Origin of the sequence: Streptococcus sp. 27098_8_86 (genome assembly GCF_041432595.1) — a bacterium.
Lineage (GTDB): Bacteria > Bacillota > Bacilli > Lactobacillales > Streptococcaceae > Streptococcus > Streptococcus pneumoniae_F.
Genome location: NZ_JAPVZW010000002.1, coordinates 135176 through 157001, shown reverse-complemented (window position 1 = coordinate 157001; position 21826 = coordinate 135176). Strand labels below are relative to the sequence as shown.

The 21826-nt window shown below is 39.6% G+C and carries 19 protein-coding genes; 3 read left to right on the top strand and 16 right to left on the bottom strand.

Annotated elements, in window-relative coordinates:
- The first annotated feature begins 131 nt into the window (after positions 1 to 131).
- The gene (locus O3616_RS02610; protein WP_000981526.1) at positions 132 to 431 is read left to right on the top strand and encodes a YbaB/EbfC family nucleoid-associated protein; all 300 of its coding nucleotides are present in this window, start codon (positions 132 to 134) and stop codon (positions 429 to 431) included.
- A 169-nt stretch (positions 432 to 600) separates the two neighbouring features.
- On the opposite strand, the gene O3616_RS02605 is transcribed toward O3616_RS02610, so the two are convergent.
- The 7 genes from O3616_RS02605 to O3616_RS02575 all read right to left on the bottom strand — a co-directional run bounded on the left by O3616_RS02605 (position 601) and on the right by O3616_RS02575 (position 10545).
- Entirely contained in the window at positions 601 to 1461 is an 861-nt protein-coding gene (locus O3616_RS02605) for a methionyl aminopeptidase (RefSeq protein WP_000631543.1), read from the bottom strand.
- A gap of 15 nt (positions 1462 to 1476) precedes the next feature.
- Positions 1477 to 2754, bottom strand: coding sequence for a CBS-HotDog domain-containing transcription factor SpxR (gene spxR / locus O3616_RS02600; protein ID WP_000033822.1), 1278 nt, complete (start codon positions 2752 to 2754; stop codon positions 1477 to 1479).
- Positions 2747 to 3298, bottom strand: a complete 552-nt coding sequence (locus tag O3616_RS02595; RefSeq protein WP_020902408.1) for a GNAT family N-acetyltransferase — start codon at positions 3296 to 3298, stop codon at positions 2747 to 2749. The genes spxR and O3616_RS02595 overlap by 8 nt, the downstream gene beginning before the upstream one ends.
- A 15-nt stretch (positions 3299 to 3313) precedes the next feature.
- Positions 3314 to 4573: a UDP-N-acetylglucosamine 1-carboxyvinyltransferase gene (locus O3616_RS02590; RefSeq protein WP_020902409.1), complete on the bottom strand. Its 1260-nt coding sequence runs from the start codon at positions 4571 to 4573 to the stop codon at positions 3314 to 3316.
- A gap of 219 nt (positions 4574 to 4792) precedes the next feature.
- Positions 4793 to 6298 (bottom strand): pyruvate kinase, encoded by a 1506-nt coding sequence (gene pyk / locus O3616_RS02585; protein WP_004259601.1) that lies wholly within the window; start codon positions 6296 to 6298, stop codon positions 4793 to 4795.
- A 56-nt stretch (positions 6299 to 6354) separates the two neighbouring features.
- Positions 6355 to 7362 carry a 6-phosphofructokinase gene (gene pfkA, locus O3616_RS02580; RefSeq protein WP_000820863.1) on the bottom strand — a complete coding sequence of 336 codons (1008 nt, stop codon included), beginning with the start codon at positions 7360 to 7362 and terminating at the stop codon, positions 6355 to 6357.
- Between the two features lie 81 nt (positions 7363 to 7443).
- Entirely contained in the window at positions 7444 to 10545 is a 3102-nt protein-coding gene (locus O3616_RS02575; protein ID WP_371638006.1) for a DNA polymerase III subunit alpha, read from the bottom strand.
- A gap of 288 nt (positions 10546 to 10833) precedes the next feature.
- Here O3616_RS02575 and O3616_RS02570 point away from each other — a divergent pair, with 288 nt between their 5' ends.
- Positions 10834 to 13116, top strand: coding sequence for a Xaa-Pro dipeptidyl-peptidase (locus tag O3616_RS02570; protein ID WP_371638005.1), 2283 nt, complete (start codon positions 10834 to 10836; stop codon positions 13114 to 13116).
- Between the two features lie 458 nt (positions 13117 to 13574).
- Complete coding sequence (locus O3616_RS02565) at positions 13575 to 14045, top strand: arginine repressor (protein ID WP_049552526.1); 471 nt, start codon at positions 13575 to 13577, stop codon at positions 14043 to 14045.
- A gap of 44 nt (positions 14046 to 14089) precedes the next feature.
- Here the strand turns inward: O3616_RS02565 and O3616_RS02560 are convergent, their stop codons facing one another.
- The 9 genes from O3616_RS02560 to dnaG all read right to left on the bottom strand — a co-directional run bounded on the left by O3616_RS02560 (position 14090) and on the right by dnaG (position 21745).
- On the bottom strand, positions 14090 to 14248 hold the full coding sequence (locus tag O3616_RS02560) for a hypothetical protein (RefSeq protein WP_371638004.1): 159 nt from the start codon (positions 14246 to 14248) through the stop codon (positions 14090 to 14092).
- 9 nt (positions 14249 to 14257) lie between these two features.
- Positions 14258 to 15568 carry a GTPase ObgE gene (gene obgE / locus O3616_RS02555; RefSeq protein ID WP_261086391.1) on the bottom strand — a complete coding sequence of 437 codons (1311 nt, stop codon included), beginning with the start codon at positions 15566 to 15568 and terminating at the stop codon, positions 14258 to 14260.
- A gap of 63 nt (positions 15569 to 15631) precedes the next feature.
- Complete coding sequence (locus tag O3616_RS02550) at positions 15632 to 15766, bottom strand: DUF4044 domain-containing protein (RefSeq protein WP_000863852.1); 135 nt, start codon at positions 15764 to 15766, stop codon at positions 15632 to 15634.
- A 57-nt stretch (positions 15767 to 15823) separates the two neighbouring features.
- Positions 15824 to 16015: a PspC domain-containing protein gene (locus tag O3616_RS02545; protein WP_261073366.1), complete on the bottom strand. Its 192-nt coding sequence runs from the start codon at positions 16013 to 16015 to the stop codon at positions 15824 to 15826.
- A gap of 14 nt (positions 16016 to 16029) precedes the next feature.
- The gene (locus O3616_RS02540; protein ID WP_371638003.1) at positions 16030 to 17355 is read right to left on the bottom strand and encodes a glycosyltransferase family 4 protein; all 1326 of its coding nucleotides are present in this window, start codon (positions 17353 to 17355) and stop codon (positions 16030 to 16032) included.
- Positions 17356 to 17370: 15 nt separating this feature from the next.
- Positions 17371 to 18414, bottom strand: coding sequence for an alpha-galactosylglucosyldiacylglycerol synthase (gene cpoA, locus O3616_RS02535; protein WP_042751296.1), 1044 nt, complete (start codon positions 18412 to 18414; stop codon positions 17371 to 17373).
- Between the two features lie 114 nt (positions 18415 to 18528).
- Entirely contained in the window at positions 18529 to 18858 is a 330-nt protein-coding gene (locus tag O3616_RS02530) for a metal-sulfur cluster assembly factor (protein WP_000331925.1), read from the bottom strand.
- Positions 18859 to 18872: 14 nt separating this feature from the next.
- Positions 18873 to 19982 carry an RNA polymerase sigma factor RpoD gene (gene rpoD, locus O3616_RS02525; RefSeq protein WP_004259586.1) on the bottom strand — a complete coding sequence of 370 codons (1110 nt, stop codon included), beginning with the start codon at positions 19980 to 19982 and terminating at the stop codon, positions 18873 to 18875.
- A gap of 2 nt (positions 19983 to 19984) precedes the next feature.
- Positions 19985 to 21745 carry a DNA primase gene (dnaG, locus tag O3616_RS02520; protein ID WP_371638002.1) on the bottom strand — a complete coding sequence of 587 codons (1761 nt, stop codon included), beginning with the start codon at positions 21743 to 21745 and terminating at the stop codon, positions 19985 to 19987.
- Positions 21746 to 21826 lie beyond the last annotated feature (81 nt).

Genomic DNA, 21826 nt, shown 5'->3' with positions numbered 1-21826 from the left:
ATCCTATATTTTTATTCCCTTTTCGTCACTATAGACACTAGATAAATTCACTCATAAAAAGATTAGACTTTTAACCTCAAAATTGATAAAATAGGAAGGAAAATAATTATAAAAGGAAACTATAAAACACTATGATGAACATGCAAAACATGATGCGCCAAGCACAAAAACTTCAAAAACAAATGGAACAAAGCCAAGCTGAACTTGCTGCTATGCAATTTGTTGGTAAATCTGCTCAAGACCTTGTCCAAGCGACCTTAACTGGTGATAAGAAAGTTGTCAGCATTGACTTCAATCCAGCTGTTGTTGACCCAGAAGACCTTGAAACTCTTTCTGATATGACCGTTCAAGCAATCAACTCTGCTCTTGAACAAATCGATGAAACTACCAAGAAAAAACTGGGTGCTTTCGCTGGGAAATTGCCATTCTGAGCATAAGAAAAAAGCTCCATAATATCTGTAGATAAGTCTCCTACAGATATTATGGAGCCTATTTTGTTGTCTTCAAAAGCCTGAAAACATCAATAAAATGCGTTTATTTTATATGAAAAGATCTACTGAATTTTTCAAAATAAACTTCCAGTAGTCTTTTCACTTTTTATTAATAAGTTCCTTCTTCACCTTGACTAGTCAAGATAACTGGTCCATCTTTAGTAATCACGAATTGGTGTTCATATTGACAAGATAAACCACCGTCAATGGTCTTATGCGCCCAGCCAGTTTTCATATCTGTATCAATTTCCCAGTCACCTGTATTGATCATTGGTTCAATGGTCAATACCATTCCTTCACGGAGACGAAGCCCACGACCAGCAATACCATAGTTAGGAACCATTGGTTCTTCGTGCATGGTTGGACCAACACCATGACCAACCAAATCACGTACTACACCGTAACCACGACTTTCAGCGTATTCTTGAATAGCTGCACCAATATCACCAATACGATTTCCAACAACAGCTTGCTCGATTCCCTTGTACATAGCTTCTTTGGTTACATCCATCAAGTTTTTCACTTCTTCGGACGGCGTACCAACAGCATAAGCCCAACATGAGTCTGCTAGGCCACCAGAGTAGCTCTGGGTGTATTTTTTCATTTGCTCCACATTGTTGAAGTTTAGTTTTGAGACATTCAGGTCAGATTTAGCAATAGGACCTCCCAAAACCATATCAACCTTGAGCAAATCACCATCTTTCAAGATATAGTGACGAGGGAAAGCGTGAGCTACTTCATCGTTAAGAGAGCAACAAGTAGCATAAGGATAGTCCATCATGGCACCGTCAACCCCAATCTGAAGTGGAAGGAAATTTTCTTCCTTACAACGACGGCGAACGTATTCTTCAACTTCCCACATATCTACTCCAGGCTTAATCAAATCACGCAAGCCGATATGAATACTTGCTAGAAAATCACCGGCCTTATCCATAGCTTCAATTTCACGAGCTGATTTTAATGTTATCATTTTTTCTCCTAGTTTCTAATTAATTTTAACGGTTACATTTGCTTTTGAAACAATCTGATGCCCATGATAAATATCGTAATCAATAATAGCTGACCGTCTCGTATGATGGATAATGCGTGCTTGAATGCGCAATATATCATCTATCTGAACAGCCTGCAAAAAGTAGATTAGCATCTGCTCGATAATGAGATTGCGACCACTATTAACAACCAAATCTTGAGTCATATGGGTCAGAATTTCTGCCAATACTCCATTAGCCAAAACACCGTTCTTCTCTAGCATAAAGGGTTCCACTGTAATCACTACTTCATCATGGTGATAAGAAAGTTTTTGACCAATCTGCTCAGAAAAAGTTGGTAGAGCCGAAACTTGGGAACGACTCATCTTCTCCATGACATCTCGTCTGGTTACAACCCCAAGCAAGGTTTGATTATTACGAACAACCGGTACCATTTCAAAATCTTCAGCAATCATCCGTTGACTCACATTGGCAATATTTGTAGATAATCCAACTAAAAATAGACTACGAGACATGACCTTATCAATTGTTGTACTTGGTGACTTATCACCAGCATCTCTCATAGTAACAACCCCAACAACAACCTGATGTTGATTAATAACAGGGAAACGACTACTACGATTCTTACGTACCAAGTCCAAATAATCTTTAACAGTGTCAGTCTCTCTCAAAAAACCATACTCATGACTCGGACGGTACAGTTTCTCAACTGTCAAAATATCTGTTTTGATTTGAACATTTGACAAGGCTTTATTGATCATGGTCGCAACGGTGAAAGTGTCATGTTTGCTTCTTAAAACAGGAATTCCTTTTTGATTAGCCAGTTTAATCACATCATCATGAACCTGAAATCCACCTGTCACAAGAACGGCATTTTCATTTTCCAGCGCTAATAATTGAATACGAGTCCGGTCTCCGACAATCAAGAGTCCCCCATCATGAAGGTAAGACAAAATATTTTGCTCAGTCATGGCACCGATTGAAAACTTACTAAATTCTCTCTCTAAACCTTCTTGCCCAGCCAAAACCTCAGAAGAAGTCACTTCTGCAATTTCTGCAAATGTTAATCTTTCAATAGCAACTTTCTGAGATTTAACACGGATAGTACCACTTCTTGGACGAGTCTCTACAATTCCACGATTTTCAGCTTCTTTAATGGCCCGATAAGCCGTTCCATCACTGACTCCTAGATGGTTGGAAATACTTCGAACACTGACTCTTTTACCAACGGGTAATTCTTCCAAATAGCTTAGAATTTCTTGGTGTTTACTCATTAATTTCTCCCTTTACAAAGCGAAACTCAAGATAATCACGCATTTTCTTTGTATAGCGATCACTTCCTTTAAACTGACGAATCAATCGAAATCCAGACTTAAGAGCAACCCGTTGACTAGCTTCATTTTCAAGGTGGGTAATGATGGATAATTGTTTTAAACCAAATTCCCCAAAAGAAAGTTGGCAAAGTTTTTTAACAACTTCTGTCATAAAACCTTTAGACCATGAATCTTTTCTCAAAAAATAACCAAGTTCTGCTTCTTTTTTTATTTCATCTAGCTTTTCAAACTTAATTGAACCAATCATTTTTTCAGTTTTCTTATCACAAATAGCCCATACCCCTAAAGGAGCCTTCATAAAATAATTGGCCAGTGCATATTGACTTTCTTCTGGACTAGCTTGACTTGGAAAAATGAATTGTAAATTTTCTGGATTTGAAGCTATATCATGGAAGTCCTTACTATCACTAAAAAAGAAAGGACGCAAATACAAGCGATCCGTTTCAAAAAAAGAAAACATTGCTAATTTGGTCCAAATATTCATAACCACCTCTACGGTTTATTCTTCAACAAGTGTAATATCCGCTCCTAGATTACGTAATTTTTCAATAATATCTGAATAACCACGTAAGATGAACTCAATATTTGTAATTTCAGTTTTACCTTCAGCCATTAGTCCAGCAATGACAAGTGCTGCCCCAGCTCTAAGGTCAGTAGCTTTTACATTTGCACCACGTAAACTACGTCCACCAGTATATAAAATATGGTCGTTTGTAGTCGTAATATCCGCGTCCATCTTTGCTAGTTCAAAAACATGGTTTACACGTTTCTCATAAATGGTATCAATAATGGTTCCACGCCCCTCTGCTGTTAACAGAAGAGGAGTAATTGGTTGTTGCAAGTCAGTAGCAAAACCTGGATAAGGAGCTGTCTTAATATTGATTGCTTTCAAATTAGACTGTTCCTCAACAAAAATGCTGTCTTCAGATACAGTCATTCGTACTCCCATTTCTTCCAACTTAGCAATAAATCCTTCTAAGTGTTCATAAAGAACATTATTAATACGAATTCCCTTACCAACTGCAGCAGCTAAGGAAATGTACGTTCCCGCTTCAATACGGTCTGGAATCACCTGATGACGCGTTCCATGTAATCTGTCAACACCATCAATAATGATAATATTGGTTCCAGCACCACGGATATGAGCCCCCATATTATTCAAGAGAGTAGCAACGTCAATAATCTCAGGTTCTCGGGCTGCATTTTCAATAATAGTACGACCATTTGCTTTAACCGCAGCAATCATTGTATTAATCGTCGCACCTACACTTACCGTATCCATGTAAATACTTGCACCATGAAGTCCCACATCTTTAGCAGATAACTTCATGTTATCACCCTCGTAGCTAACAGTGGCTCCCATAGCTTCAAAAGCCTTAAGATGTAAGTCAATAGGACGTGGTCCCAAATCACATCCACCAGGTAAACCAACTGTAGCTTCTCCAAAGCGACCTAAAAGACTTCCATAAAAATAATAAGATGCACGAAGACTATTGATTTTCCCATAAGGCATTGGAATATTTTGAACACCTCTTGGATCAATCTCTAACACATCGTCATAACGCTTAACGGTAGCACCCATCAATTCCATAATTTCGACAAGACTAGCAACATCCGAAATATCTGGAACACAATCCAAAGTCACAACATCATCTGCCAAGATAATAGCTGGAATCAAAGCTACAACACTATTTTTTGCACCACTAATGGTAATCTCACCTTGCAGGGGCAAGCCACCATTGATAACAATTTTTCTCATTTTAAATTTTTAATACTCTTTCAAAATTTCTAAAAAGGTCCTGTGTTAAAGTATACCATAATTTCACCTTTTTTTCCATCATTTTCAATTATATTAGCTGAATCGTATTTGTATTAACTGGCCTTTTTTAAAAAGTTTTGCCCCTTATTTGCCCCCTGCTACAAAAAAAACTATCATACAGGCTAGAAAGCTTGATATGATAGGCTTTTTTCATTTTAATTAACGTACTGTACGGATACGCATTGTGTTTGTACGTACAGCTTCTCCAACTGGTACACCAGCTACGATAACGATATCGTCACCAGATTGTACAAGACCTGCTTCAACTGCTTTACGTTCAGCAATTTCGAACATATCATCAGTTGATGATGGAGCATCTGTCAACATTGGGATAACACCCCAGTTCAACATCAATCCACGTTCTGTCAATTCGTCGAATGTCAATGCCAAGATGTCAGCATTTGGACGGTATTTAGAAATCAAACGTGCAGTGTGACCTGTCTTAGTAAGAGTTACAACCAATTTAATGTCCATTGAGTTAGTAGCATCTTTAACAGCTGAAGCCATTACTTCTGTCTTAGAGTTACGTTCAAATGAATCTGAGTTCAAACGACCGTATTCGTTAAGAAGAGTCTGAGCGTTCTTGTCGATTGTAGCCATTGTAGTTACTGACTCAAGTGGGTATTTACCGTTTGCAGACTCACCTGAAAGCATTGTAGCATCAGTACCGTCGATAACAGCGTTGAATACGTCTGATACTTCTGAACGAGTTGCACGTGGTTTTTCAGTCATTGTTTCAAGCATGTTTGTTGCTGTGATAACAACTTTACCTGCAGCATTGACTTTCTTGATAATCATTTTTTGGTAAACTGGAACCATTTCGAATGGTACTTCGATACCCATGTCACCACGAGCGATCATGATACCATCAGCAGCTTCGATGATTTCATCCAAGTTGTCGATACCTTGTTGGTTTTCGATTTTAGCGAACAATTGAACGTGTCCGTTTCCAGTTTCTTTACAGATTGCACGAACTTCGTTCACGTCTTTTGCAGTACGTACGAATGAAATCGCGATGAAGTTAATTCCTTGTTCAAGACCAAAGCGGATATCGTCGTTATCACGTTCAGCAAGAGCTGGGAAAGGAATTTTAGTGTTAGGGATGTTAACACCTTTTTGTTTAGCAATTACACCATCGTTTTCAACTTCAACTTCAAACTCACGAGTTGCGTCATCTTTAGCAACCACACGAAGACCAAGTTTACCATCGTCAACCAAAACTTGACGACCAACTTCAACATCATCATAGATATCAAGAGCACCAGCAACGTTCAATGCGATCACATCACGAGTTGATTTGATTCCTTGTTTAGTAGCAACACGGATTTTTTCACCAGTTGTGTAAGAGTACTCTTTTGCATCTCCTTCAAACAATTCAGTACGGATTTCTGGTCCTTTTGTATCAAGAAGGAAACCAACTTTTTTACCTGCAAGTTTTTCAGCAAGTTTAACAGTTGCCATACGGTCACCTTGCTCTTGGTGGTCACCGTGTGAGAAGTTGAAACGGAATGTGTTAGCACCAGCTTCGATCAATTTAGCAATGTTTTTAGCTGAAGCTTCAACATCAAGTTTTTCACCCCAGTATCCGTCATCACCGAATTTTTTACCACCGCGGATTTCTACCGCAGGTCCCAAAGTTGCAACGATTTTTACACGTTTGTTCATGATTTTTGTGACTCCTTTATATATGACCTTTTTGGTCTTATTAACTAAATTATAAATTATGATAAGCTCTTATTCAAGCTAGATAGCTCAAGGTCAGCTTTATGTGGGTTGTTAACCACAATCTTACCATCTGCAGTAAGGCTAAACAATGCTCCTTCTTCTGCAGTTCCAAGAATTGGGTTTTCAACCATTTTTTCGTTACGGATACCAACCGCAACACCACCGATACCTTCTTTAAGAAGTTTAACGGCATGTGCACCCATACGTGATGCCAAAACACGGTCACGCGCGGTTGGAGAACCACCACGTTGAATATGTCCAAGTTCTGTCACACGAAGGTCGCTTGTATCTCCAGCTTCTTTAAGTTTTTGACCAAATTCAGCTGCTGACATCACACCTTCTGCCAAGACGATGATATTGTGTTTTTTACCACACTCGTATCCACATTTAATGCTTTCTACGATATCTTCAATCTTGAATCCTTCTTCAGGAATGATGATTTCATCAGCACCAGTTGCAATACCAGCCCAAAGAGCGATATCACCTGCGTTACGTCCCATAACTTCGATAACAAATGTACGACGGTGACTTGATGATGTATCACGAATCTTATCGATAGCATCCATAGCAGTAGTAACCGCTGTGTCAAAACCGATTGTGAAGTCAGTACCAACAATATCGTTATCGATTGTACCAGGAAGACCGATAGCTGGGAATCCATGTTCAGTCAAACGCATAGCACCGTGGTAAGATCCGTCACCACCGATAACAACTACACCTTCAATTCCGTGTTTTTTCAATTGCTCAATCCCTTTAAGTTGCCCTTCAAGTTGAGCGAACTCTGGGTAACGAGCAGAGTGAAGGAAAGTACCACCACGAGAAATGATGTCTCCTACTGAAGCCGCATCTAGGGGATGAATTTCACCAGCAACCATACCAGCATATCCATCATAGATACCAAATACTTCCATTCCTTCTGAAATTGCTTGACGAACAACTGCACGGATAGCAGCGTTCATACCAGGGGCGTCTCCACCACTAGTCAAAACAGCAATACGTTTCATATTGGTTATGCTCCTTTTTCTTTTAACATTCTTACTGATTATATCACATTTAAATGGAAAATTCTTCTATTTTCCGTAATTTTAGCGATAAATCGTTTTCATAACGATTCCACCTAATTTCGCTTCTAATTCAGTGGATTTAACTACAAAATGATTGGGAGAAACAATCGTTCTCTGTTCCTCTTCATACCTGATGATGACTGGGATTGGGCCTTTATATTGATCTAAAATTCTCGAAATTTCTTGATCTGAGTCATGATTTTTCACCTGAATCCAAAAACGCTCAGCTACTGCTTCTCTTATTTCTTGTGCAATCATTTGCAGACGGCCATCTCGTAACTGGATTTTTCCTTTTATATAGTAGAAAGCTCCTTCTCTTACTTCCTGTCCAACCTGTCGATATAAATCTGAAAAGAGCGTAACATCCAATTTTTTCTTACTGTCATCCACCTGTAAGAAAGCCATATTTTCACCTTTTTTGGTACGAATTACTTTTATCTTCTGAACCTCAACCAAGATAATAGCATAGCTATTTTCTGATAAATTACTAATAGGAGTAATCGGATAAATAGCCTTACTTGCAATAGCTTGTAGTGGATGTTTGCTGACTCCTACTCCTAGAAGCTCTTGTTCCATGTAGAATTTTTCTTGCTCCGTCCAGTCCTCCGAATCTTGCCAACTATAAATGCTCTCTCCAAATAAGCTTCCTAACACTTTCACAAATTCAAATAGATTAGCTAAATTATTGAATACTTTTTTACGATTTTTTTCAAATGAATCGAAAAGACCAACTTTTACCAAAGGTTCTAGCAGAGGAAGTTTCAGATAATTCTCAGGTAATTTAGCTATAAAATCTTCAATGCTCGAATAGGGTCTATTTTCAATAATCCAAAGCGCCAAATCATTGCTGACACCCTTAATCGATTTCAGACCTAGATAGATAGATTTGTTGGCAATTTTATCGTGATAGGGAATAGTATTAATGGACAATGGGGCTACTTCAAAACCTGCTTCTAAGGCATCTGTTACATAATCACTGTTGGCAGAATTCAACATGACTTGATAAAAAATGGCTGGATAATGTGTTTTGAAATAGGCCAACTGGAAGGCCAAGGCTGAGTAAGCATAGGCGTGAGATCGGTTAAATCCATAACCTGCAAACTTCTCCATAACATCAAAGACCTGCTCTGCCTTTTCCCTAGTATGACCAGCATCTAATGATCCTTGAATAAAGGATTCCCTCATTTCATGCATGGCAAAGGCATCTTTTTTCCCCATAGCCCGACGTAAAATATCGGCTTTTCCGAGGCTAAATCCAGCAAATCTCTGAGCAACCTGCATAACCTGCTCCTGATAGAGCATGATGCCGTAGGTTGGAGCCAAAATATCCTCCAGTACTGGATCCAGAACAGTCACTTCTTCCTGCCCATGCTTTCTTGCCACAAAATTATTGATGTAGTCACTGGCACCTGGTCGATTTAGAGAAGTAGTTGCTACGACATCTTCAAAACAGACTGGTTGCACACGTTTGAGCAAGCGAATGGCACCAGGTTGCTCAAATTGAAAGATACCTTTTGTATTGCCAGAGGCAAATAAAGCTAACGTTTCTTTGTCTTCCAAATCAATTTCTTCAATTTTAAGGTGAATACCTTCTGATTCAGCAAGCAATTCTTGCATCTTCTGGACAAAGGTCAAATTTCGCAGTCCCAGAAAATCCATCTTCAAAAGTCCGCTAGATTCAACTCCATGAGCATCATACTGAGTCAGCGGAATTTCGTCGCCATGCTTTAGAGGGATGTAGTTGGTCAAGTCTTGGTCACTGATTACAACACCAGCCGCATGGACAGAGGTTTGTCTTGGATAGCCCTCTATCCTGCAAGCAATTTCAAAGGCTTTTTGGTATTCTAACTTACTATTGATTTGCTGACGAAACTGGAGATTCCCCTCATAGGCCGACTTGAGATTATCACGAAAACTGATTTTCTTGGTAATTGCAGATAATTCATACTCTGGCACACCAAAACGTTTCAAGACGTCACGTAAAGCTTGCTTGGCCCCAAAGGTCGAAAAAGTAACGATTTGAGCCGCATGTTTACTGCCATATTTATTACCAACATATCTGATAAAATCTGGACGATAAATATCTGGAATATCAATATCAATATCAGGCATGGTATAGCGTTCACGATTTAGGAAACGTTCAAAAATCAGATTTTTCTCTACTGGGTCAATCCCTGTGATGTCCAAGGCATAAGAAACCAAGCTACCAACTGCAGAACCCCGTCCCATACCCATATAATAGCCATTCGAACGTCCAAAACGCAGCAAATCCCAAACAACCAAGAAATAATCATCAAAGCCCATATCATGAATAACAGCCAATTCTTGGTCTAGACGGTCTTGATATTCTTTACCAGTTAACCCCTTCTGAGCAAGCCCCAATTCAGCGCGTTCTCTCAACTCTTCTACTGCTGGTCTAGCAGGATTAAAGCGAGGCAATTTCAGACTAGTATCCAAGTCATAAGAAATGCCTGAAATAAGCTTTTTTAAATTGTACAAGGCTTGAGGAAAACGTTCTTGGAATAGTTTCTCTAAAGAACTTGCTGATATAAAGACATCTTGTCGTGAGCGCAAGGGAACTTCTCTAAGGGGAAGATTTTCTTTAATCGCTGTTAACACTTGCAGAATTTCTCTATCCTTACTTTCAAATGTATTGACCCGATAAAGGGGCAAGATTGGATGGTGAAATTCGCTGGCCAATGTTTCTGGGTAAACACCTATATAGTAATCACAGCCTAGATTTAACAACTCAAGCTCTTCAAAATAAGGCACAATTACCGCAATATCCTCCAGATACTGATTCAGGACTGACCAAGTTTTCTCTCCCTGCATCTTGGCTGTTGAAAGTTTCATCAACTGCTGATAGCCCACACTAGATAGAGCCAAAAAACGCAGATTCACATCCTTGTCATCTACAAGCACATTCATTTCAAGCCCTAACAAAGGATGAATGCCGTATTTTTTTGTAACCTCTAAAAAATCGAAGGCCCCATAAAGATTGTCAATATCCATCATGGCCAGATGAGTGTAGCCATACTCTTTAGCTACTCTCACGTACTTGTCTATCGAAATGACACTCTCCATAAAACTATAGACTGTTTTTGTATCTAGTTGTGCGATCAATTTACACTTCTCCCCTATCATTCTCACTATATTATACCATTTTCTTTAAATTTCTATTACTATTACTGATGCTTTAATATCTAATAGCTCAAATCATAGTTGACTAGACAATCCTTGCACGATTTTTAACAGTATCACTAATATTTTTGTATTTAGGCTTATCATTTTACATGTTTATTTCATAAATACTCATTTTTATTTATTATAATTTCTGTTAATTTTTATAGTTTCTTTTCTCACTATTTTTTGATATAATAACTGTAATATATTTCATAAATAGGAGGTCTTATGCGTTTTAATCAATTCAGCTATTTAGCACTACCTAGAGATACAATTATCTTTGAATTAAAAAAGTATGGATTTGATTTACCAGTCAACATCACAAATAAAAAAATGCTTGAAGCGTTTCTTATTCGTTTCTTTTTTAATTTTAAAAACAGCTCCTATCCTCTATCCAGTTTAGCAGTTGATAAGGAAACTGACTTATTGACATTTTTTCAATCAGATAAAGAGTTGACTGCAGATATTTTCTATACTGTGGCTTTTCAACTTTTAGGTTTTTCTTATTTGGTTGACTTTGAAGACAGTGATATTTTCCGTAAAGAAACTGGTTTTCCTATTGTATATGGTGATTTGATTGAAAATCTCTATCAGTTACTCAATACTCGAACCAAAAAGGGGAACACTCTTATCGACCAACTTGTTAGTGACAGTCTTATTCCTGAGGATAATGACTATCACTACTTTAACGGCAAAAGTTTAGCAACTTTTTCTAGCCATAATGTCATTCGAGAAGTCGTTTACGTTGAGTCTCGTGTCGATACTGACCAAAAAGGGCTACCAGACTTAGTCAAGGTCAGCATTATTCGTCCTCGTTATGACGGGCAAATCCCTGCTATCATGACAGCCAGTCCCTATCATCAGGGAACAAATGATAAAGCCAGCGACAAGGCTCTCTACAAGATGGAGGGCGAGCTTGAAGTGAAGCCTGCTCACAAGATTGAGCTAGAGGAGCCTCAACTAAATCTCGTCCAAGCTCAAGGTCAAGCTGAGCTTGTGTCAGAAGCTGAGGAAAGGCTAACGCACATCAACGCTAGCTATAGTCTCAACGACTACTTCCTTCCACGAGGGTTTGCTAATCTCTATGTTTCAGGTGTTGGTACCAAAGACTCTACTGGTTTCATGACTAACGGGGATTATCAGCAAATCGAGGCTTATAAAAATGTTATCGATTGGCTCAATGGTCGTTGCCGTGCCTTTACTGATCACACGCGCCAGCGTCAAGTCAAGGCTGACTGGTCAAACGGAAAAGTGGCCACAACTGGACTTTCCTATCTTGGTACCATGTCCAATGGTCTTGCGACCACAGGTGTCGATGGTTTAGAAGTTATCATTGCCGAGGCTGGCATTTCTTCATGGTACAACTACTACCGTGAAAACGGTCTGGTTACAAGCCCAGGTGGTTATCCAGGTGAGGACTTTGACTCCCTTGCTGAACTAACCTACTCTCGTAATCTCTTGGCTGGTGACTATATTCGTGGGAACGAAGCTCACCAAGCTGACTTAGAAAAAGTTAAAGAGCAACTGGATCGCAAGTCTGGTGACTATAATCAGTTTTGGCATGATCGTAACTATCTGCTCAATGCTGACAAAGTAAAAGCAGAGGTTATCTTTACTCATGGTTCTCAGGATTGGAATGTCAAACCACTTCATGTTTACCAGATGTTCCATGCCCTTCCTGCTTATATAAATAAGCATCTCTTTTTCCATAATGGCGCTCATGTTTATATGAACAACTGGCAATCCATTGACTTCCGTGAATCCATGAATGCCTTATTGACTAAGAAATTACTAGAACAGGAAACGGATTACCAACTTCCTACTGTTATCTGGCAGGATAATACCGCTCCTCAGACTTGGTTATCACTTGATACATTCGGTGAGCAAGAGAACTTTGAAACCTTCTCACTTGGTCAAGAAGAGCAAGTCATTCAAAACCAGTACTCAGATAAGGATTTTGAGCGTTATGGTAAGACATACCAGACTTTCAATACGGAACTTTATCAAGGGAAAGCCAATCAAATCACTATTGACCTTCCTGTAACTAAAGATCTTCACTTGAACGGTCGTGCTCAGCTCAATCTACGTATCAAATCCAGCACAAACAAGGGTTTATTATCTGCCCAACTACTGGAACATGGTCAAAAGAAATACCTACAACCTTATCCAGCTATTTTAAGTTCTAGAACCATTGACAACGGTCGCTACTACATGTTGGAAAATCTTAACGAATTGCCTTTTCGCGAAAATGCACAACGCGTCGTGACAAAAGGCTACCTCAATTTACAAAATAGAAATGATTTACTGTTAGTAGAGGATATTACTGCAGATGAATGGATGGATATCCAATTTGAATTGCAACCAACTATTTACAAGTTAAAAGAAGGAGACACTCTTCGTTTAGTCCTCTATACTACTGACTTTGAAATCACAATCCGTGACAATACCGCTTACCACCTGACTGTCGATCTTGAACAGTCTAGTCTTATCCTACCTTGTCAAAAGGTATAATGTACCAGACTTTTAAGATGAAACTATTTCCACTTGAACAGTTGAAACAAACATAAACTTGGTATCAAATTCAATCCCGTGTAGGCTTATGATAAGTCTACACGGAAGCTTGGACAAAACCTTAACCAACATGTGTAACCATTGATAATACTCGCTACCACACCACATGTTGGAGAATTTCTGTGAATTAACATTAATCGTAAATTCACAACAAGTCGTGACAAAAGGCTACCCTAATTGAATAATTTACTGTTAGTAGAGGATACCGATGTAGATAAACGGATAGATAGCCAATTCATCTCCACCCAACTAGCGAAAATGTAAATGAAGGAGATTCTCTCCGCTTATTCCTATTCTACTGACTTTGAAATCATCATACGTGACAATACCGCTTACCACCCGACTGACGATATCGTTCAGTCCACGCTTTCTGTACCTAGTACAAGGAGTAACATTTTATGAATAAATCTGAACACCGACACCAACTCATACGAGCTCTTGTAACGAAAAACAAGATTCACACTCAAGCTGAGCTACAATCTCTGCTTGCCGATAATGATATTCAAGTTACACAAGCTACACTTTCGAGAGATATTAAAAGCATGAACCTTTCAAAAGTGCGAGAAGAAGACAACTCTTACTACGTGCTCAATACAGGTTCAATCTCAAAATGGGAAAAACGTCTCGAAATTTACATGGAAGATGCTCTTGTCTTGATGCGTCCAGTTCAACACCAAGTCCTACTAAAAACCCTTCCTGGACTTGCTCAATCTTTTGGTTCTATCATTGATGCTTTGAGCTTCTCTGACGCTATTGCTACCCTCTGTGGCGATGATGTCTGTCTTGTCATCTGTGAAGATGCAGAAGCAGCTCAAAAATGCTTTGAAGAACTGAAAAAATTCGCTCCACCATTTTTCTTTGAAGAATAAAAAAAATTCCGTGTCTCATATGGCACGGAATTTTTTTATCTATTTTACTGAGATGAATTGTCTTTTTTAGTTCGTGCCAATCTCAGGGCACGATTTGGATTGAGACGATTAAATAGTGCTTCCAATTTCTGTTCATTCCAAACATCTGCAGCGGAAACAAAATTACCATCCGCATCTCGGAAAGATATCGGTTTATCTCCCATACCAGTCTCCTAGTCTACAAATTCAAACTCAAATTTACCAATGCGGACCAAATCACCATCCTTAGCACCACGCGCACGAAGGGCTTCATCAACTCCCATACCACGAAGTTGGCGGGCAAATTTCATGACTGATTCGTCCCGATCAAAGTTGGTCATATTAAAGAGTTTCATGAGTTTTTCACCAGAAAGTACCCATGTCGCATCATCATCACGACTAATTTCAAAGGCTTTTTCTTCCTCGTCAAATCCATAGTAAGCCTCTTCTTCCATATCTGACTCGTCGTAGAGCAAGAATTCTGGTGTCTTATCTAACAATTCAGCTGTCGCATCCAAAAGTGTAGCCAAACCTTGCTTGGTCAAACCAGATATTGGGAAAATAGCTGGTAACTCTTCAAATTCATCGTAGTTTTCAGCCAATTTTTTCTTGAATTCTACAAGATTTTCCTGACTTTCAGGCATGTCCATCTTATTAGCTACAATAATCTGTGGACGCTCCATCAGACGGAGATTATATGACTCCAGCTCTTTATTGATGGCAAGATAATCCTCATAAGGATCACGGCCTTCGCTAGCTGACATATCAATAATATGAAGGATAACACGGGTACGCTCAATGTGACGGAGAAACTGAGTTCCCAAACCAACACCTTGACTAGCCCCTTCAATCAAACCTGGTAAATCAGCTACTGCAAAGGAGTCACCTGATTGGGTACGAACCATACCAAGATTTGGCACAATAGTCGTAAAATGGTAGGCACCAATTTTAGGTTTAGCAGATGTGATAACACTTAAAAGGGTTGATTTCCCAACAGATGGGAATCCAACTAAACCAACATCAGCCAAGATTTTTAGTTCCAATTGTAACTCACGTTCCTGACCTGGTTCTCCATTTTCAGAGATTTCCGGTGCAGGATTTTTTGGTGTCGCAAATCGAATATTTCCACGTCCACCGCGACCACCGTGGGCAACGATAAATTCTTGACCGTGTTCAATCAAATCTGTCAAGACCTTGCCAGTCTCTGCATCACGCACAGTCGTACCTTGTGGTACTCGAACTCTAAGGTCCTCAGCACCACGACCATGCATCCCTTTGGTCATTCCTTTTTCACCAGAATCAGCCTTGAAATGACGGTTATAGCGAAAATCCATCAAGGTACGTAGTCCTTCGTCTACAACGAAGACCACATTACCTCCACGTCCACCATCACCACCCCAAGGACCGCCATTAGGGACATATTTTTCACGGCGAAAGGCAACCATACCATCGCCACCATTACCAGCCTTGACCTTAATCTTGGCTGTATCTAAAAACATACTCATTTTTTCTTCTCACTTTAAAAAAGGGCTGGGAAATCCCAGTCACAAAATTTTCTTGAATCTATTTTATAGATTACTGAGGGCACCAATTGCAGTTGCAAAAATACCCAAAATACTTGCTACTAACATGATAAGTACGATAAGCAAGGTTAATTTCTCAAACATCGTTTTCTTACGTTTTCCATTATCTCCAAATGCCATTTTTTCTCCTTCATTACATTCTATTTTCTATTATCTTAGCATGAATTCAGCTAGTTTTCAATAGTCACTTGCTACCGGCGCAATAATCCATAAAATGATATAAGCTACAATTCCTGCCCCATAACAAAATGCAAGAACACCCCATATTACACGAACAATAGTCGGATCAATATCAAAATAATGGGCTACCCCAGCACAAACACCCGCAATTTTTTGATCACTACCACTTCTCATCAATTGTTTTTTCATAGCTATTCCTCTTCCTATTCTTCATGGTCTTTCCAATAATCTCTTATGCTGATTAACTGTGTTTTTGAAGCCTTCAGCATACGTCTAGAGCCTTTTACGGGCACAGCAACCACCTGTTGTGGTAAATACAGAACTGTCTTAAAGATACGCTGGCTGACCGTATCATCTTTGGCTAAATCTTTCTGGAAATTATTTGAAATAATAGCATCCAGATAAAACTCATGAACTCGTTTCCCAAAGTTCTCGGCTGAAATCTCGTACAATTTCTCTGATAAGGTATGCTCATCCATGTCCGGAGTCGCAATCAGGGCCTCCAGAATGGCTCCGGCCAAATCATGTTCTCCATAGTACAAGGTTCCAAACATTTTATCACTGATCAGATTGTCCAGATAAGGATTTCCATGTGCAATGACAGGCGTTCCACTAGCCAAGCTTTCCAAGTAGGTCAAACCTTGCGTTTCACTTGTAGATGCTGAAATAAAGAAATCTGCTGCCTTATAGTAAAGAGCTGTCTCACTAGGAGCAATCATACCTGTAAAGATAACGGAGTCTTGAATCTCTAGTTTCTGGGCTTGCGCTTTGAGGTCATCCAGATAAGGGCCATCCCCAGCAACCACCAGTTTAACCTTGTCTTCCTCTTTCAGAACTTCTGCAAAGGCTACTAATACTGATTGAATATTTTTTTCATAGGAAATTCTGGAAAGACTCAGCAACATCTGTTCATCCTCTTGAATCCCTAATTTACTACGTAGATCTTTCAAATTTTCCTGCTTGATTTCCGGACGCTCAAACTTGGCTAATTCAATCCCAGTAGGAATGACCCGCTTTTCAACCTTGACTTTATAGTCAGATAGCAAGTCACGAACAATCTCGCTCGGGCAAATCACTCCATCCACATCATGAAGGAAACCTCTGACCAGATACTTGACCATACTAGGACGAATCAACATCCCCTTGGCAATATAATGTACATAGTCCTCATACTGTGTATGATAGGTATGAATAACGGGAATCTTCAATTCACGCGCAATCCAAATCCCCAACAAGCCAAGAGAAAATTCTGTCTGAGTATGGATAATATCTAGTTGATATTGTTTAGCAATTTCAAGCGCCTTGCTAAAACCTCGATAGGCAAAGCGGCGATCCTTAAAAGCAAAGAAGGGAACACTTGGAATGCGGATAATTTGCCAATCTTCATAACGATTGACATCCTTATCTGTCGTCGTAAAGATAAAAACAGCATGTCCCTGCTTTTCAAGTTCGGTTTTCAAGGTTCGAATACTGGTCGCAACACCTGAAACCTGAGGAAAATAGGTATCTGTAAATAAACCAATTCGCATAGATTACCTCACTTTTTACTTTCTCCCTAAAGCGGCTTGTTTCTCATAAAAGTCTAACCAGATTTGTAACAGATGCTCTTCTGAATACTCTCTGGAAATATTCTTAGCTTTTTCTTTCAAATCTTTTAAAGCAACAGGATCCGCTTGATATTCCAGAATAGCTTCTTTCATCTCTTCTCTATCTGCTGTCGCCCTATAATTCCCCTCTAAAATCACCTTATAAAGATCCAAATCACGCAACATAATAGGAGCTTCACAACTGGCAGCCTCTAAAATCGTCATCGGAAAGAGCTCATTATAACTAGGCAACAAGAAAAGATCCGCTAGGGCATACAATTCGCGCATACGCTCTGGCGATACAATACCTGGAAACATCAAATTTTTAGGGGGATTGTCCATAATTTTCTTATAGCGTTCATAACCATCTGTCATACCACCAAAAGAGAAACCACCAGCCCAGATAAAGGTAATCTGAGGCAATTCCTCAGCCAGACGGATAAAATCATCAATCCCTTTGCGTTTCTGAACTTGACCAGCACCTACTACGATAAACTGATTGTCACTAAGACCTAGCTCTGTTCGCAGTCTGACTATCTCTCCTTGTGATAGAGGATGCCATTTTTCCTTGTTGACAAAATTAGGAATATAGGTCACTTTTTCACGTGGAATACCAGCTGCCACCAAATCCTCAATAAACATAGGATTGACCACAACTAAGTGCTCCATCCGGTTGTAAAAAGAAAATACATAACGTTTCACAATTCCCTTTAAGAAAAATGGAATTTTCAAACTCCCCTCAAGTGTATCAGGCAAAAAATGAACATAGCCAATTTTTCTCCCTGAGCGTTTCTTTTGGAATGTTGATAAATAATAGGGGAAATCAATTGTATGAAAGTGAGTCACATCTGCCTCGATTGGAAGATTTTCTGTAACAATCAATTGGTCCTTGGCATCACGGTGAAGAAGACGAACTAATTCACGGTAGGCACCTGAAACTCCTTGTCCTGCTACTTTCTCACTTGAACTTAACATATTGATGCGTAATTTCTTTTTTTCCATAACTACTATTATATCATTTTCTTTGAATAAAATCAGCAAAAGAAAGGAGAGACTAGGGAAAAGAGGGGGAAATTTCCTCGCTTTTCCAATAATCTCTCACATGTTTTTATAGGTTTACTTAATGCCTAGGGCAATGCGTGCATAGCGACTCATTTTTTCAACTGTCCAGGCTGGATACCAGACTAATTTAACCTCAGTATCCGTTACTTCTGGCACCTCTGTCATAGCATCATAAATCTGGTCTGTCAAAAGATCTGCTAGGGGACAACCCATGGTTGTCAAAGTCATATCAATCTCTGTTTGCCCTGTGTCACCGTCAAAACGAATCTCATAAATCAAACCAAGATTGACAATATCGATTCCCAACTCAGGGTCAATAACTTCTTCCAAGGCTGATAAAATTCGTGTTTTGATGTTTTCGATTTGCTCTTCTGTATAAGCCATATTCATCCTCACTCTTAGTCTTCAATAAAATCACGAAGCGGTTTGCTGCGACTTGGTTGGCGTAGTTTTCTCAAAGCTTTAGCTTCAATCTGACGGATACGTTCGCGAGTCACGTTAAAGACTTTACCCACATCTTCAAGAGTACGCATTTTACCATCATCTAGCCCAAAACGCAGACGCAAAACATTTTCTTCACGGTCTGTAAGAGTATCCAAGACCTCATCCAACTGCTCACGCAAGACGATACGAGTTGTATAGTCCACTGGATTTTCAATCACTTCATCTTCGATAAAGTCCCCAAGGTGGCTATCATCCTCTTCACCAATAGGAGTTTCAAGAGATACTGGTTCTTGGGCAATCTTCAAGATTTCACGAACCTTGTCAGGAGTCATATCCATACGTTCAGCGATTTGTTCTGGTGTTGGATCTTGTCCCAATTCTTGAAGAAGGTTACGCTGTTCACGAACCAATTTATTGATGGTTTCAACCATGTGAACTGGGATACGGATAGTACGAGCTTGATCCGCAATAGCACGAGTGATAGCCTGACGAATCCACCAAGTTGCATAAGTTGAGAACTTGAACCCTTTAGAATAGTCAAACTTGTCAACCGCCTTCATCAAGCCCATGTTCCCTTCTTGAATCAAGTCAAGGAACTGCATACCACGGCCGACATAGCGTTTGGCAATCGAAACAACCAAACGAAGGTTGGCTTCCGCAAGACGTTGTTTGGCTTCGATATCACCCGCTTCAACAGCCAGCGCCAATTCTTTTTCCTCTTCATTGGTCAAGAGAGGAACGACCCCGATTTCTTTTAAGTACATACGGACAGGGTCATTAACCTTAGCCGAAGTTGAACCAATCAAGTCCTCATCACTAAGTTCTGGTTCTTCTTCAGCACTAAGAACACGCGCACTTGGATTCCCTTCGTTATCTGTGATAGAAATTCCTGCATCCTGAATTCGTTGCAAGAGATCTTCAATCCCATCAGCATCCAAGGTAAAAGGAATAACTAGACTCGCATTGATTTCATCGTCTGTTGCTGTCCCTTTTTGTTTATGATTACGGATAAATTCTGCTACTTGTACGTCAAATGTTGTTACTTCTTTTTGTTTTGTTGCCATTATTACTCCATTCTTCTCTTTTGGGAAATTAAACGTTCCAATTCTTCTAGGGCTGTGTTGGTATCTCCTACATGGCTCGCTTCCTGCACCTTCTTTTTGATTCTCATATTGTCCTTATTCAAGAGTGCCTTGGTTCGAGTCATTTCTACTTCACTAAGTTCCTGAGGTGACATCTCACCAGGCAAATCCTGAGCTAAAACTTGGTACCAAGCTCTTTCAACTTCATCTGTCTGTTCTGCTAAAACTTCTGGAGGAAGATTTCCATACTGGCCAAGCAAGTTATATAAGACCTGAAATTCAGGTGTGTCAAATGCAAAGTCTTCTCGCAAACGGTAATCATTCAAAACAAGAGGGGACTCCATCATTCGATAAAGTAGATGAGCTTCTGCCCTCATAATAGCTGATAACTGCTTGGTGACAGGCATAGTGATTTGCGTCGGTCTGGAAATTCCTTCCATGCGATTCTGTCTTTGCGCCTGACGACTCTCATTAACAATCTGCTCAATCTGGGCATAATCAAAGGACGCCAGACTATCAGCTAAAATATGAATGTAGCTATTTTGAGCAGTGATAGACTTTTCTTGAACAATCAAAGGAGCTATTTTTTCAATAAACTCAATTTGAGCCTGCAGATTTTCACTGTTTTCAGGCTTGTACTGGTGAATGTAGAACTCAATCGGACTAATACGAGTTTTCGTTAATAGATAGGCCAAGTCTTCTGGACCATTTTTTTGTAGATACTCATCTGGATCCAAGTTATCAGGCATGCTGACGATTTGCACAGGCATATCACCAATTTCATTCAGTGCTTTCAATGTCGCAGCTTGCCCAGCCTTATCGCCATCGTAAACAAGCACCAACTTCTTGGTTAACCTTTTGAGATGCTCAACATGCTCTCGACTCAAGGCTGTTCCCATAGATGCGACAGCATTTTCGATTCCTGCTCGATAAGCCGCAATAACATCCATGAACCCTTCCATCAGGTAAATCTCACTGGCTTTTCCAGAAGATTTTTTTGCCCTATCCATATGATATAATTCGTAACTTTTGTTAAAAATTGCAGTCGATCGGCTATTTTTATACTTAGAAGTTTGTGAATCCGTTTTCTGCCAGATACGACCTGAGAAGGCAATAACCTTTCCTTGGTCATTTGTCAGGGGAAACATAATACGATTGTGAAAGGTGTCTACAAATTGATTGGCATCCGAGAGATAAAACAGTCCTGAATCCAAGAAATCCTCTTCACGATAGTGACCAGACAAACGTTGATAAAGATAGTTGCGTTCTGGAGGTGCTAAACCAATCCGAAAATGTTTGAGCACTTCATCTGTCAAACCACGCTGATAAAGGTAATTTCTGGCCTCTTCTCCCATAGTCGTTGTCATGAGAATAGCATGGTAAAATTTGGCAGCATCTTCGTGCATATCATAAAGAGCTTGGTGAGGCGAAACTGGCTTCTGTTCACTATAAAGCGGCTTTTCAACCTCAATCCCAACACGCTGACCTAAGATTTGGACAGCCTCCATAAAGGGAACCCCTTGGTACTCCTCTATGAACTTAAAGACATCACCTGAGCGACCACAACCAAAACAGTGGTAAAACTGCTTATCCTCAACAACGTTGAAAGAAGGTGTTTTTTCACCATGAAAAGGACAGAGCCCTAGATAGTTCCGTCCTGCCTTTTGTAAAGAAATCACATCTCCTATGACTTCCACAATGTTGGCATTGTTTTTGATTTCTTCAATGACTTGTTTGTCAACCATACACAATACCTCCATGTTATCATAGTTTACTTTATATAGTATACTTTATTTCAGAAAAAAAGTAAACCATTTCACTCATTT

Excerpts from the sequence above, each read along its gene's own strand:
- cpoA (WP_042751296.1), bottom strand. The coding sequence starts at position 18,414 with ATGGAAAAAAAGAAATTACGCATCAATATGTTAAGTTCAAGTGAGAAA.
- O3616_RS02530 (WP_000331925.1), bottom strand. The coding sequence starts at position 18,858 with ATGGCTTATACAGAAGAGCAAATCGAAAACATCAAAACACGAATTTTA.
- pfkA (WP_000820863.1), bottom strand. The coding sequence starts at position 7,362 with ATGAAACGTATTGCTGTTTTGACTAGTGGTGGAGACGCCCCTGGTATG.
- rpoD (WP_004259586.1), bottom strand. The coding sequence starts at position 19,982 with ATGGCAACAAAACAAAAAGAAGTAACAACATTTGACGTACAAGTAGCA.
- O3616_RS02590 (WP_020902409.1), bottom strand. The coding sequence starts at position 4,573 with ATGAGAAAAATTGTTATCAATGGTGGCTTGCCCCTGCAAGGTGAGATT.
- dnaG (WP_371638002.1), bottom strand. The coding sequence starts at position 21,745 with ATGGTTGACAAACAAGTCATTGAAGAAATCAAAAACAATGCCAACATT.
- O3616_RS02545 (WP_261073366.1), bottom strand. The coding sequence starts at position 16,015 with ATGAAAAAACAATTGATGAGAAGTGGTAGTGATCAAAAAATTGCGGGT.
- O3616_RS02595 (WP_020902408.1), bottom strand. The coding sequence starts at position 3,298 with ATGAATATTTGGACCAAATTAGCAATGTTTTCTTTTTTTGAAACGGAT.
- spxR (WP_000033822.1), bottom strand. The coding sequence starts at position 2,754 with ATGAGTAAACACCAAGAAATTCTAAGCTATTTGGAAGAATTACCCGTT.
- O3616_RS02570 (WP_371638005.1), top strand. The coding sequence starts at position 10,834 with ATGCGTTTTAATCAATTCAGCTATTTAGCACTACCTAGAGATACAATT.
- obgE (WP_261086391.1), bottom strand. The coding sequence starts at position 15,568 with ATGAGTATGTTTTTAGATACAGCCAAGATTAAGGTCAAGGCTGGTAAT.
- pyk (WP_004259601.1), bottom strand. The coding sequence starts at position 6,298 with ATGAACAAACGTGTAAAAATCGTTGCAACTTTGGGACCTGCGGTAGAA.
- O3616_RS02560 (WP_371638004.1), bottom strand. The coding sequence starts at position 14,248 with ATGGGAGATAAACCGATATCTTTCCGAGATGCGGATGGTAATTTTGTT.
- O3616_RS02540 (WP_371638003.1), bottom strand. The coding sequence starts at position 17,355 with ATGCGAATTGGTTTATTTACAGATACCTATTTTCCTCAGGTTTCAGGT.
- O3616_RS02550 (WP_000863852.1), bottom strand. The coding sequence starts at position 15,766 with ATGGCATTTGGAGATAATGGAAAACGTAAGAAAACGATGTTTGAGAAA.
- O3616_RS02610 (WP_000981526.1), top strand. The coding sequence starts at position 132 with ATGATGAACATGCAAAACATGATGCGCCAAGCACAAAAACTTCAAAAA.
- O3616_RS02565 (WP_049552526.1), top strand. The coding sequence starts at position 13,575 with ATGAATAAATCTGAACACCGACACCAACTCATACGAGCTCTTGTAACG.
- O3616_RS02605 (WP_000631543.1), bottom strand. The coding sequence starts at position 1,461 with ATGATAACATTAAAATCAGCTCGTGAAATTGAAGCTATGGATAAGGCC.